This window comes from Paenarthrobacter nitroguajacolicus, assembly GCF_051027655.1.
GTDB classification, from domain to species: domain Bacteria; phylum Actinomycetota; class Actinomycetes; order Actinomycetales; family Micrococcaceae; genus Arthrobacter; species Arthrobacter nitroguajacolicus.
Map to the genome: position 1 here is coordinate 2,001,117 of NZ_CP073234.1, position 13,607 is coordinate 2,014,723.

9 protein-coding genes and 1 tRNA gene are annotated in these 13,607 nt (G+C 62.0%); 9 read left to right on the plus strand and 1 reads right to left on the minus strand.

All coding sequences use genetic code 11. From position 1 onward, the window contains the following. Positions 1-74: 74 nt before the first annotated feature. The 8 genes from KCX59_RS09630 to pyk all read left to right on the plus strand — a co-directional run bounded on the left by KCX59_RS09630 (position 75) and on the right by pyk (position 12,506). On the plus strand, positions 75-347 hold the full coding sequence (locus tag KCX59_RS09630; RefSeq protein WP_011774532.1) for an HGxxPAAW family protein: 273 nt from the start codon (positions 75-77) through the stop codon (positions 345-347). A gap of 2 nt (positions 348-349) precedes the next feature. Further along, positions 350-1,168, plus strand: a complete 819-nt coding sequence (gene trpC, locus KCX59_RS09635; protein ID WP_178995458.1) for an indole-3-glycerol phosphate synthase TrpC — start codon at positions 350-352, stop codon at positions 1,166-1,168. Positions 1,169-1,282: 114 nt separating this feature from the next. Further along, positions 1,283-2,647 (plus strand): tryptophan synthase subunit beta, encoded by a 1,365-nt coding sequence (gene trpB / locus KCX59_RS09640; protein WP_178995457.1) that lies wholly within the window; start codon positions 1,283-1,285, stop codon positions 2,645-2,647. Next, a complete protein-coding gene (gene trpA, locus KCX59_RS09645) occupies positions 2,647-3,459 on the plus strand; it encodes a tryptophan synthase subunit alpha (RefSeq protein WP_091466796.1) in 813 nt (270 codons plus the stop codon). Before trpB ends, trpA begins: the two co-directional genes overlap by 1 nt. A 21-nt stretch (positions 3,460-3,480) precedes the next feature. After that, positions 3,481-4,635 (plus strand): prolipoprotein diacylglyceryl transferase, encoded by a 1,155-nt coding sequence (lgt, locus tag KCX59_RS09650; protein WP_179017294.1) that lies wholly within the window; start codon positions 3,481-3,483, stop codon positions 4,633-4,635. Between the two features lie 259 nt (positions 4,636-4,894). After that, positions 4,895-9,508 (plus strand): glutamate synthase large subunit, encoded by a 4,614-nt coding sequence (gene gltB / locus KCX59_RS09655; protein WP_179017295.1) that lies wholly within the window; start codon positions 4,895-4,897, stop codon positions 9,506-9,508. Continuing rightward, positions 9,501-10,958 carry a glutamate synthase subunit beta gene (locus KCX59_RS09660; RefSeq protein ID WP_091466800.1) on the plus strand — a complete coding sequence of 486 codons (1,458 nt, stop codon included), beginning with the start codon at positions 9,501-9,503 and terminating at the stop codon, positions 10,956-10,958. Before gltB ends, KCX59_RS09660 begins: the two co-directional genes overlap by 8 nt. Before the next feature lie 54 nt (positions 10,959-11,012). Beyond that, entirely contained in the window at positions 11,013-12,506 is a 1,494-nt protein-coding gene (pyk, locus tag KCX59_RS09665; protein ID WP_179017296.1) for a pyruvate kinase, read from the plus strand. 139 nt (positions 12,507-12,645) lie between these two features. Here the strand turns inward: pyk and KCX59_RS09670 are convergent, their stop codons facing one another. Beyond that, a complete protein-coding gene (locus tag KCX59_RS09670) occupies positions 12,646-13,251 on the minus strand; it encodes an ANTAR domain-containing response regulator (protein WP_011774540.1) in 606 nt (201 codons plus the stop codon). Between the two features lie 198 nt (positions 13,252-13,449). Here KCX59_RS09670 and KCX59_RS09675 point away from each other — a divergent pair. Further along, positions 13,450-13,531, plus strand: a tRNA-Leu gene (locus KCX59_RS09675). Positions 13,532-13,607: the final 76 nt, after the last annotated feature.

The following is a 13,607-nucleotide window of genomic DNA, read 5'->3' on the forward strand; positions in this document are numbered from 1 at the left end:
GACGTCCGGCGATGTCCCGGCCGTCGTCAATAAATGGCAGAATGTAAGCAGTATTCATCCTGAGGAGATTTCACATGAGCAAAACCACAGTGTCCAACAACCAAGCGGAATCCACCATGGCCAGCCACGCTGACGCCATCGGCCACGGAAACAGCCCGGCTGCCTGGACGTGCGTACTTGTGATGCTGGTCGGTGCCCTGATTTCCTCCATCGCGTTCGTCATCGCCAGCACCCCGATCTTCGTCGGCGGACTGGTTGTCATGGTTATCGGCCTGATCGTGGGCTTCGTCATGCGTAAGGCAGGCTACGGAGTTGGCGGCAGCAAGCTGCAGAACAACGGCCACTAATCGTGACCGTTCTTGATGACATCATTGTTGGAGTCAAGGAGGACATGGAGGCCCGCCGAGGCCTCGTGTCCCTCGCGGAGCTGAAGGAGCGCGCCGCAAACGCCGCTCCCGCTCGTGATGCCTGGGCGGCCCTTGGCGGCCCGTCATCCATCCGCAACGACCTCAAAGTCATCGCTGAAATCAAGCGTCGCAGCCCCTCCAAGGGTGACTTGGCCTCCATCGCCGATCCCGCGTCGCTCGCTGTGCAGTATTCCGACGGCGGGGCTTCCGTCATCAGCGTCCTCACCGAACAGCGCCGGTTCGGCGGCTCGCTGGCGGACCTTGATGCGGTGCGCGCCGCCGTCGAAACTCCGTTGTTGCGCAAGGACTTCACCGTTGACGAGTACCAGATTTGGGAGGCCCGTGCCCACGGAGCCGACCTCATCCTGCTGATCGTAGCGGCACTGTCCGACTCGGAGCTTGCCGACTTCAGTGCGCTGAGCCACGAGCTCGGGATGAACGTGCTGGTGGAAACGCACACCGAGGAAGAGATCGAGCGCGCGGTTGCGGCACAGGCCAAGATCATCGGCATCAATGTCCGCAACCTCAAGACGCTCGACGTCGACCGCTCCGTTTTCGGATCTTTGGCCGGTTTGATTCCGGCTGAGTCCGTCATCGTGGCGGAATCCGGAGTCAGGGGTCCCGAGGACGTCTCGCACTATGCCGCGGGTGGCGCTAACGCCATCCTGGTGGGGGAGGCGCTGGTCAGCGATTCCACACCGCGCGAACGTATCACTGAATTCAAGGCAGCTGGAGCTGCCGCCATCGCCGTCAGGAACTGAGGCAGTAACTGAATCACGGCGAATAGTTGCAGGGCAGCCCGGGCATAAGCCTGAGGCTGCCTTGTGGCACGTGGAACTACCCAATGAACTAACTGGAACAGGACGGTGAGACTGATGGTCGACGCGCCAACAGCCGGCTCAGAAGAGAATGCGGCGGACGCGTTCCTGCAAGGTGGCCCTTCGCTGCGGAACGCATCGGGGCCCTACTTTGGCAGCTATGGCGGACGCTGGATGCCCGAGTCGCTCATCGCCGCCCTTGACGAGGTTCAGGACACTTTTGAGAAGGCCAAAGCTGATCCCGAGTTCATCGCGCAGCTGAAGGACCTCAACAAGAACTACTCCGGCAGGCCTTCCTTGCTGACCGAAGCCAAGCGCTTCTCAGAGCACGCCGGGGGAGCACGTATTTTCCTCAAGCGCGAGGACCTCAACCACACTGGCTCCCACAAGATCAACAACGTGCTGGGCCAGGCACTCCTCGCGAAGCGCATGGGCAAGACCCGCGTTATCGCCGAGACCGGTGCCGGTCAGCATGGCGTTGCGAGTGCCACGGCCGCAGCCCTGCTGGGCCTCGAGTGCGTTGTGTACATGGGTGCTGAGGACTGCCGTCGGCAGGCCTTGAACGTGGCCCGCATGCAGCTGCTCGGCGCCACGGTGGTTCCGGTGACCAATGGTTCCCAGACCCTCAAGGACGCCATCAACGATGCCCTCCGGGATTGGGTCTCCAACGTGGAGCACACCCACTACCTTCTGGGCACTGCAGCAGGTGCGCACCCGTTCCCTGCCATGGTCCGCTACTTCCACGAAGTCATTGGGGAAGAAGCACGCAGCCAGATCCTGGAGCAAACAGGTAAGCTTCCCGACGCCATCGCTGCATGTATCGGTGGTGGCTCGAACGCGATCGGATTGTTCCACGCATTCCTCGATGACGCGTCCGTGAAGATTTACGGCTTTGAAGCCGGCGGCGAAGGTGTAGAAACGGGCCGCCACGCTGCAGCCATCTCCCTGGGCCGTCCAGGCGTACTCCACGGTGCCCGTTCGTACCTCATGCAGGACGAAGACGGCCAGACCATCGAATCCCACTCCATTTCGGCCGGCTTGGACTACCCCAGCGTTGGTCCGGAGCACTCGTACCTGGCCGACATCGGGCGTGTGACCTACGAGGCCGTGACTGACACCGAGGCCATGGATGCGTTCAGCCTGCTGTGCCGGACCGAAGGCATCATCCCCGCCATTGAGTCCTCCCACGCCCTGGCCGGTGCCATCAAGATCGGCAAGCGGCTCACCGAAGGCAAGGACACGCCGTCGGACGTGACGGTGATTGTCAACCTGTCCGGACGTGGAGACAAGGACGTGGAAACTGCCGCTGCCTGGTTCAACATGTTGGACGAGGAAGGGCATGTCAAGGGCACTACGCTCTCCACACGCAAGCCCAAAGGACCGTCCGAAGCAGCCGTGGACGTCAACGAGGACCAGAACTGATGACTGAAGAATTTGCCAGCAAATCCGCCGTGGCCATTGATCGTGCCAAAGCAGAAGGACGCGCTGCCCTGGTGGGCTACCTTCCCGCGGGCTACCCCACGGTCCAGGAGAGCATTGAGGCAGGCATAGCCTTGGCCCGCAACGGTGCCGACCTCATCGAAATCGGGATTCCGTACTCCGATCCCGTAATGGACGGACCGGTCATCCAGGCCGCTACCACAGAAGCGATCTCCAACGGCTTCCGCGTTGCCAATGTGTTTGACGTGGTTGCCGGCATTACGGCCGCTACTGATGCGGCAGTTTTGGTCATGACCTACTGGAACCCTGTGATGCGCATGGGCGTCGACGAGTTTGCCCGAAGGCTGGCCGAAGCCGGGGGAGCCGGACTCATCACACCGGACCTGGTACCCGACGAGGCTCAGGAATGGTTCGAAGCTTCGGACAAGTACGGTTTGGACCGGGTGTTCCTCGTGGCGCCCTCGTCCACCCCGGAGCGTCTGGACATGACGGTCAAGGCAAGCCGTGGTTTCGTCTACGCCGTATCCATCATGGGTGTTACTGGAACACGCACCTCCGTCAGCAGCAGTGCTGAAGATGTGGTGGCCCGCGCCCATGCGGCCGGCGCCGAGCGCGTTTGCGTCGGATTGGGCGTCTCCAACCCGGACCACGTCCGCGAAATCGCCGCCTACGCGGACGGCGTGATCGTCGGCACCGCTTTGGTGGCGGCCCTCCGCGATGGCGGCGTGGACGCCGTCGGACAACTCACCAAGAACCTCAGCGCCGGCTTGGGCCGCGCAGCTGCAGAAGCCTAGGAAAAGGAAACAGCGAAGCGAATGCAGACCGTCCTCCACGCTGCGGCAATGGTCCCCATGAGTATCCCGAGCCCGTCGTGGTCCGGTTTCGACATTCCGCTGCCGTGGGGGACGTTGCGCATCCACGCTTACGCCCTCTGCATCCTGGCGGGCATCATCGTGGGCTTGTGGTTGACCTCCACCCGTTGGAAGCGCCGCGGGACGCCCGAAGGCAGCCTGTGGGACATTGCCATCTGGGCTATTCCGTTCGGCATCATCGGTGGCCGCCTCTATCACGTGTTCTCTTCACCGGATGCGTACTTCGGCCCGGGTTTTGACGGCACGGGGGACCTTTCCCTGATACCTCAGATCCAACGTGGCGGCCTGGGCATTTGGGGTGCCGTCATCTTAGGTGCGGTAGGTGCCTGGATCGGCTGCCGCCGGGCCGGCGTCAAGTTGACTGCCTTCCTCGACGCCGCTGCTCCTGGATTGTTGCTGGCACAGGCCATTGGCCGCTTGGGGAACTGGTTCAACCAGGAACTCTTCGGTGCGCCCACCACCTTGCCCTGGGGACTCGAAATCGATCCCGCGAATGCCAACTTCCCGCCCGATATGGCTGCAGGTACGCTCTTCCACCCGACGTTCCTGTACGAGATGCTGTGGAACCTCGTAGGCGTGGCCATCCTGCTGCTCCTGGACAAGAAGTTCAACTTCCGTTGGGGCAGGCTCTTCTGGCTGTACGCGGTGTACTACACCCTGGGCCGTGTGTGGATTGAAGCGCTGCGCATTGACGATGCCGAACAGATCAGTCTTTTTGGCATCACCACCAGGCTCAATGTGTGGACCAGCATTTTCGTCTTTATTGCCGCGCTGGCGATCTTCTTCATCCTTGGCAGGCGGGGCCGTCCGGTGCCCGACACTCCTTATTTGCCGGGCCGGGCGCCGGAAAAGAAGGCGGAAAAAGACCCTGCCTCGGTGACCAGCGTCACCAGTCATGATGTGGACGCATCTGTCTCAGATACTGGTTCGCGTGGTAATCTCCCAGATAACCAAAGCGATCCGGGCCACGTTGACGAGCCGCAGGAACCAGCAGGGGACAGGGATAAGGACAGCATGTCCGGCACCGGTTCCACATCTGCTGCTACTGCCGCGAGGAAGGCCCCCGGATCCACGCCGAAGGCAGACGACACCAAGTAGTCGCGTTCGGTAAAGGGGCAACAGAGTCACCGCTCGTAGGGCCCAGTCCACAGCGTCGTGGCACCCCGGAAACCGGATCGCAGCATACCGATGTTCACTGGTCAAGCCGGGGCCAGAGGTCTGCGTAACTGTTCGTTGCGCTGGATCGGCTGGCCTACAATTCCAATTACTAGCGCTTTGTTGTGCCCGTCACAGGGCAGGCAAGGTGGGGCCAACGTTGTCCCTTCCATACGCACGATTCCGAGGAAGGACGTCTCCCATGACCCATCTTCATAACCCCGGTTGGTCCGAAAATATCGAACCTCAGGGTGCCATGTCTCCATTCAAGCGCTTTGCCGCGCTCCCGGAGGCTCAGGGTCTTTACAACCCTGACAAGGAGAAGGACGCCTGCGGCCTGGCTATTATTGCCACGCTCCGCGGGGAACCGGGATACGACATCGTGGAAGCGGCATTGACCGCCCTCCGCAATCTCGAACACCGCGGCGCCGTGGGCGCCGATGAAGGTACCGGCGACGGTGCGGGCCTGCTCATGCAGGTACCGGACGAGTTCTTCCGGGCCGTCACCGAATTCGAACTGCCTGCCCCGGGCCAGTACGTGGTGGGCACCGCCTTCCTTCCCGCTGAGTCCCGTGAAGCCGAGACTGCGAAGGCCGGCATTGAAGCACTTGCTGCTGACGAGGGCCTGACGGTTCTCGGCTGGCGTGAGGTTCCCGTGGTCGCCGACCTCGTAGGCGCCATGGCACGGGCCTGTATGCCGTACTTCTCGCAGCCGTTCTTTGCCTCCGCCACCGGTGAGCAGCTTGAGCACAACGAGCTGGACTCCCGCGCCTGGCGTATCCGCAAGCGTGCCCAGAACAAATTCGGCGTGTACTTCCCGTCCCTGTCCTCGCGCACCATTGTGTACAAGGGCATGCTGACCACCGCCCAGCTGGAGCCGTTCTACCCGGACCTTTCGGATAAGCGCTTCAAGACGAAGCTCGCTATCGTCCACTCGCGCTTCTCCACCAACACGTTCCCGTCATGGCCGTTGGCGCAGCCTTTCCGCACCATCGCCCACAACGGTGAGATCAACACGGTGAAGGGCAACCGCAACTGGATGCGTGCCCGCCAGTCCCAGCTGGCCAGCCCGCTGCTGGGCTCGGTTCCCGAAGAGCTGTACCCCATCTGCACCCCTGGTGCCTCGGACTCCGCTTCCTTCGACGAGGTAGCCGAGCTCCTCTGGCTGTCCGGCCGCCCCATCACGCACTCCATCATGATGATGATCCCGGAAGCGTGGGAGAACCACGCCACCATGGATCCCGCCCGCCGCGCGTTTTACGAGTACCACTCACTGCTCATGGAGCCGTGGGATGGCCCGGCTGCTGTCTCCTTCACCGACGGCAACCTCGTCGGCGCAACGCTGGACCGCAACGGCCTGCGCCCGGGACGGTACTGGATCACCGAAGACGGCCTCATCATCTTCGCCTCCGAAGTTGGCGTGATCGAGGTGGAGCCTTCCAACGTGGTCAAGAAGGGACGTGTTGCTCCCGGCAAGATGTTCCTGGTGGACACTGAGGCCGGACGCATCATCGACGACACCGAGGTCAAGGCCGAGGTCGCCGCAGCAAACCCGTGGGCCGAGTGGCTCAAGGACAACCTGATCGACATCAACGAGCTCCCCGAGCGTGAGCACGTTGTTCACACGGCTGCGTCCGTGAACATTCGCCAGCGGACCTTCGGCTACACCACCGAAGAGCTGAAGATCCTGCTCGGGCCCATGTCCCGTACAGGCGCTGAGCCCTTGGGCGCCATGGGTTCGGACACTCCTGTTGCTGTGCTCTCCAAGCGTCCGCGCCTGTTGTTCGACTACTTCGTGCAGTCCTTCGCGCAGGTCACCAACCCTCCGCTGGATGCCATCCGCGAAGAGCTGGTCACCTCACTGAAGTGCGCCATCGGTCCCAACGGCAACTTGTTGGATGGCAAGCAGGTCCGCCAGCCGCAGATCTCCCTGCCGTTCCCCGTGATCAACAACGACCAGCTTGCCAAGATCGCGAACATCGAAAGCCCCGACGGCGACCGCATCGCCATGAAGGTCCGTGGCCTTTACCGCCCAGAGGGTGGAGAGGCGGCACTCCGTGCACGCCTGACCGAGATCTGTGAGCAGGTCTCCGGTGCAATCAACCGTGGCGTGCAGTACGTTGTGCTGTCCGACCGTGACTCCAACGCGCAGTGGGCTCCGATTCCTTCGCTCCTGCTGGTCAGCGCAGTCCACCACCACCTGCTCCGCAGCGCCAACCGAACCAAGACCGCGCTCGTGGTTGAGGCCGGCGACGTCCGCGAGACGCACCACGTAGCGGTACTCATTGGTTACGGTGCATCTGCCGTCAACCCGTACCTGGCCATGGAATCGGTTGAACAGCTGATCTCCAACGGCGACGTCACAGGCGTCACTGCCGAAGACGGTGTCTACAACCTCATCAAGGGCCTCGGCAAGGGTGTCCTGAAGATCATGTCCAAGATGGGCATCTCCACTGTGGCTTCCTACACGGGCGCCCAGACCTTCGAAGCTTTGGGCCTGTCCCAGGAGCTCGTGGACGAATTCTTCTCCGGCACGCACTCCCAGCTGGGCGGCGTCGGCCTGGACGTCATCGCCGCGGAAGTTTCGGCACGCCACCAGATGGCGTACCCGGAAGGCGGCATCGAGCACCCGCACCAGCCGTTGCTCGGAGGCGGCGAATACCAGTGGCGCCGCGACGGCGAACCGCACCTCTTCAACCCGGAGACGGTGTTCCGCCTGCAGCACGCCACCCGCGAACGCCGGTACGACATCTTCAAGTCCTACACCAAGGGCATTGACGATCAGTCCGAGAACCTGATGACCCTTCGCGGGCTCCTTAAGTTCAAGGACGGTGTCCGTCCGGCTGTTCCGCTCGAGGAAGTGGAGCCTGTCTCCAGCATCGTGAAGCGTTTCTCCACGGGTGCAATGAGCTACGGCTCCATCTCGAAGGAAGCCCACGAGACCCTGGCAATTGCCATGAACCGTCTGGGCGCCAAGTCCAACACCGGTGAAGGTGGCGAGGACGTTGACCGCCTGCTGGACCCGGAGCGCCGCTCTGCCATCAAACAGATCGCTTCCGGCCGTTTTGGTGTCACCAGCCTCTACCTGACCAACGCCGATGACATCCAGATCAAGATGGCGCAGGGTGCCAAGCCCGGCGAAGGTGGCCAGCTGATGGCACAGAAGGTCTACCCCTGGGTAGCCCGGACGCGTCACTCCACACCCGGCGTCGGACTCATTTCACCGCCCCCGCACCACGACATCTACTCGATCGAAGACCTCGCGCAGCTCATCTACGATGCCAAGCGCGCCAACCCTTCGGCCCGCGTGCACGTGAAGCTGGTTTCGGAAGTCGGGATCGGCACGGTGGCGTCCGGCGTCACCAAGGCGAAGGCCGACGTCGTGCTTGTTTCAGGTCACGACGGCGGTACCGGCGCCTCGCCGCTTAACTCGCTGAAGCACGCGGGTGTGCCCTGGGAACTTGGCCTCGCCGAGACCCAGCAGACCCTCATGCTCAACGGTCTCCGTGACCGAGTGGTGGTTCAGGTTGACGGTCAGCTCAAGACTGGACGCGACGTTGTCATTGCCGCCCTGCTGGGTGGCGAGGAATACGGCTTCGCGACTGCACCGCTGGTTGTTTCCGGCTGCATCATGATGCGTGTTTGCCACCTGGACACCTGCCCTGTTGGTGTTGCCACACAGAACCCCGAGCTTCGCTCCCGGTTCAACGGCAAGCCCGAGTTCGTGGTCAACTTCTTCGAGTTCCTCGCAGAAGAAGTCCGCGAAATCCTGGCCGAGCTCGGATTCCGCAGTCTGGAAGAGGCAATCGGCCACGCCGAAGTCCTGGACACCCGCGAAGCGATCAACCACTGGAAGGCCGAAGGGCTGGACCTCGATCCCATCCTGCATGGGCTCGAGTTCGACGACGACGTGCCGCTGCGCAACATGACCGGCCAGAACCACGAGCTGGACAAGCACTTTGACCAGCGGCTGATCACCATGGCGCAGGAAGCACTCAGCGACCGCATGCCCGTCAAGATCACCCTGGACGTCATCAACACGGACCGTTCCGTGGGTACGATGCTCGGCCACGTGGTGACCAAGACGTTCAGCACCGATGTGCTGGCGACCGATACGATCGATGTGACGCTGAACGGTACTGCCGGCCAGTCCCTCGGGGCTTTCCTGCCGGCCGGTATCACGCTGCGCATGTTCGGCGACTCCAACGACTACGTCGGCAAGGGCCTCTCCGGTGGACGCATTATCGTTCGCCCGGACCGCACCAACGTTTTCCAGGCGGAGCGCAACGTCATTGCCGGCAACGTGATCGGTTATGGCGCCACCAGCGGTGAAATGTTCCTGCGTGGCCAGGTTGGCGAACGCTTCCTGGTCCGTAACTCCGGTGCGACCGCCGTCGTCGAAGGTATTGGCGATCACGGTTGCGAATACATGACCGGTGGCCAGACACTGATCATCGGCCGTACCGGCCGCAACTTCGGTGCCGGCATGTCCGGTGGTACTGCCTACGTACTGGACCTGCAGCCTGAGCGCGTCAACAAGATGGCCCTCGATACCGGTGAACTCCAGCTCCTGGAGCTCGACGCCGAGGACCGCGACATTGTCCACGGCCTGCTCACCAAGCACGTTGAGGAAACCGAATCCGTCCTGGCCGGCCGTCTGCTCGAGAACTTCGACGACACCGCCGCCCGCATCACCAAAGTACTGCCGCGCGACTACGCCGCAGTCCTGCAAACCCGTCTCGACGCCATCGAAGAGGGCCTTGACCCCGATGGCGAAGAAGTATGGTATCGAATCCTGGAGGTAACCGGTGGCTGATCCACGCGGATTTCTGAAAGTCCGGCAGCGCGAGACGCAGCCACGCCGTCCCGTTCCCGTCCGCATCATGGACTGGAAAGAAGTTTACGAAGCCCAGGAAAAGGGCGTCCTGAAGAGCCAGGCGGGACGCTGCATGGACTGTGGCGTGCCGTTCTGCCACCAGGGTTGCCCGCTGGGTAACCTCATTCCCGAGTGGAACGACCTCGTGTGGCGGGACAAGGGTGAAGAAGCTATTGAGCGCCTTCACGCCACGAACAACTTCCCGGAGTTCACCGGCCGTCTTTGCCCTGCACCCTGTGAAGCGTCCTGCGTGCTGGGGATCAACCAGCCTGCCGTGACCATCAAGCAGGTTGAGGTTTCGATCATCGATCAGGCCTTCGACAACGACTGGGTCCAGCCCCTTCCTCCCACACGCCTCACCGGCAAGACGGTGGCTGTGGTTGGTTCCGGTCCCGCCGGCTTGGCCGTGGCACAGCAGCTGACCCGAGTGGGCCACACCGTTGCTGTGTACGAGCGAGACGACAAGATCGGCGGCTTGCTCCGCTACGGTATCCCCGACTTCAAAATGGAGAAGGAACAGGTTGACCGTCGTCTGGAACAGATGAAGGCCGAAGGCACGCGCTTCCGGACCGGCGTCGCTGTGGGTACCGATGTGACCTGGGAGCAGCTGCGACGCCGTTACGACGCCGTTGTTGTCGCCACCGGCGCCACCGTCCCGCGTGACCTGCCCATCCCGGGCCGTGAGCTTGAGGGTGTCCACTTCGCCATGGATTACCTTGTTCCGTCCAACCGCAAGGTGGCGGGGGAGAACCCCGAGAACCACATCGATGCGCGCGGCAAGCACGTTGTCATCCTTGGTGGTGGCGATACCGGTGCTGACTGCATCGGCACCGCCCACCGCCACCAGGCTGCCTCGGTGACCACGCTCGCGATCGGCAAGCAGCCGCCCGCCGAACGCGCCACCCACCAGCCGTGGCCAACGTTCCCCACCCTTTTCGAGGTCGCCAGCGCCCACGAAGAAGGCGGCGAACGTACCTACCTTGCATCAACCGTTGAGTTCGTTGGAGAAAACGGCAAGCTCACCGGCGTTAAAGTTGCTGAAACCGAGTTCGTGGACGGCAAACGCCTGCCCAAGGCCGGAACAGAACGAATCATTCCAGCTGACCTTGTGTTCTTGAGCCTGGGCTTTACCGGTGCTGAGCCGGCAGGTATCACGGAGCAGGTCAGTGCAGAATTCGACGGTCGGGGCAACGTTGCCCGCGACGGCTACTACATGACGAACACTGAGGGAGTGTTTGTTGCCGGTGATGCCGGACGTGGCCAGTCACTGATTGTGTGGGCCATTGCGGAAGGTCGTGCGTGCGCGGCTGCAGTGGACAGGTTCCTGATGGGAAGCACCATCCTCCCGGCACCGGTCGCCCCCACCGACCGGGCGATAGCGGTCTTATAGCGCCGGCAGGAACACATCTTTTACTCAATCAGCATGACTACTTAGGGTAGGTATATGAGACGCGCGAAAATTGTGGCAACTTTCGGCCCGGCAATCTCCAGCTTCGAGAACACCCTCGCGGTGCTGGAGGCCGGCGTTGACGTTGCTCGCATGAACATGAGCCACGGCGACTACTCCGTGCATGACAACACCTACGAAAACGTCCGCAAGGCAGCCGCCCAGCTCGGCAAGCCTGTGGCCATCATGGCCGACCTCCAGGGACCCAAGATCCGTCTTGGCCGTTTTGTTGACGGACCCCACGAGTTGGCTGTCGGCGACACCTTCACCATCACCACCGAAGACGTCCCCGGCACCAAGGACATCTGCTCCACCACGCTCAAGAGCCTTACCGAGGACGTCAACGTTGGCGATGCCTTGCTCATTGACGACGGCAAGGTGGCCATGCGCGCCATCGAGGTTGACGACGTCAAAGTTGTAGCCACGGTGACTGTTGGCGGCAAGGTCTCCAACAACAAGGGCATCAACCTTCCCGGTGTTGCCGTCAACGTCCCCGCCTTGAGCGAAAAGGACGAGGACGACCTCCGTTGGGCCCTCAAGCGTGGCGCCGACCTCATTGCCCTCTCGTTCGTGCGTGATGCCTCTGACATCAAGCGCGTCCACGAGATCATGGATGAAGAAGGCCGCCGTGTGCCGGTGATCGCCAAGATCGAAAAGCCGCAGGCCGTGGAGCAGCTCCACGAAATCATCGACGCCTTCGATGCCATCATGGTTGCCCGTGGCGACCTCGGTGTTGAACTGCCGCTCGAAGAGGTGCCGATCGTCCAGAAGCGCGCCATTGAACTGGCACGCCGTTGGGCCAAGCCGGTCATCGTGGCAACCCAGGTCCTGGAATCCATGATCGATAACCCGCGTCCGACGCGCGCCGAGGCGTCCGACTGCGCCAACGCAGTTCTCGACGGCGCCGATGCAGTCATGCTTTCCGGCGAAACCTCTGTGGGCCAGTACCCCATCGAAACCGTCAAGGTCATGGCCCGGATCATTGAATCCACCGAAGTCCACGGTCTTGAGCGCGTCCCCCCGCTGGGAACCAAGCCCAAGACCCGCGGTGGCGCCATCACCCGTGCCGCCGTCGAAATCGCCGACCAGCTGGACGCTAAGTACATTTGTACGTTCACCCAGTCCGGCGACTCGGCACGACGCCTCTCGCGCCTGCGCCCGGTCAAGCCGGTCTTCGCGTTCACGCCGGTTGAGCACGTCTGGAACCAGCTGGCCCTCACTTGGGGCATCCAGCCGGTGCTGGTTCCCTCCGTGGGCCACACCGACGAGATGACTGCACAGGTGGACAAGAGCCTGCTGGAAATGGATCTCGTGGACGAAGGCGACCTGGTTGTCATCGCTGCCGGTTCCCCTCCAGGACAGGCCGGTTCCACGAACTCGCTGAAGGTCCACAAGGTAGGCGACCTCGCCGACACCTCCAAGACCGACGACGGTTCACGCAAGGAACCCGTTGGCCCGTGGCCTGAAAAGAAGTCCAAGGCCAAGAGCTAGTTCTTCAGTTTTGTTTTGCGAAGTGGGTCCCGCCGTGCGGTGGGGCCCACTTTGTTTTGTCTTCGGCTTGTTAGGGTTTACGACGGCGGCCGCCCACCTCGCGTGAGGTGAGCGGCCGCCGTCGTTTGTTGTTTTTGCTTTAGTTGACCTGGTTGATGATGGTTTCGGCAACCTCACGCATGCTGAGGCGACGGTCCATGGAGGTCTTCTGGATCCAGCGGAAGGCTTCCGGCTCCGTGAGGCCCATCTTGGTGGTCAGGAGGCTCTTGGCGCGCTCTACAAGCTTGCGCGTGGCGAACTGCTCCTGGAGATCGGAAACCTCGTTCTCGAGCGCCTTGATCTCCTCATGACGGGAGAGGGCGATCTCGATGGCCGGGATGAGGTCCGCGGGGGAGAACGGCTTAACGACGTACGCCATGGCGCCGGCGTCGCGTGCGCGCTCCACCAGTTCCTTCTGGCTGAAAGCGGTCAGCAGCACAACAGGTGCAATGCGTGCCTTGACGATCTTCTCAGCTGCCGAAATGCCGTCCATGACGGGCATCTTCACGTCCATGAGGACAAGGTCAGGCTTGAGTTCCTCGGCCAGCTGCACGGCCTTCTCGCCGTTGTCCGCCTCGCCTACGACGTCGTACCCTTCGCCCTTCAAAATCTCGATAATGTCCAGGCGGATGAGGGTCTCATCCTCGGCTACGACAACTCGTCGGGCCGGCTGGGCTGTGGACGTGGACTCCGTCTGTTCGGTCACGGGATCTCCTTGAAAAGGTTCGGCGGGTTCATGTCCATCTTAGTGTGGACTCTTTGATGGCTGGTTTTTGTTGCATCAGCGCGCCCGGTTCTTTGAATCAGCCTATCTGCATGTATAGTAATTTCGCGTGCTGGGAAAGGATCGCGTTGCTCACAGAGATGAGAGCAGTCAGCGAGAGTTAACTTCCCGGTAATCCGCGCCCGAGTGGCGGAATTGGCAGACGCGCTGCACTCAAAATGCAGTATCGAAAGGTGTGTGGGTTCGAGTCCCACCTCGGGCACTGTAATGTCGCAGGTCAGGGGCCTATATGGCCCCTGACTGTTGACAAAACCCCCAAATCTGTTGACACGGAACTA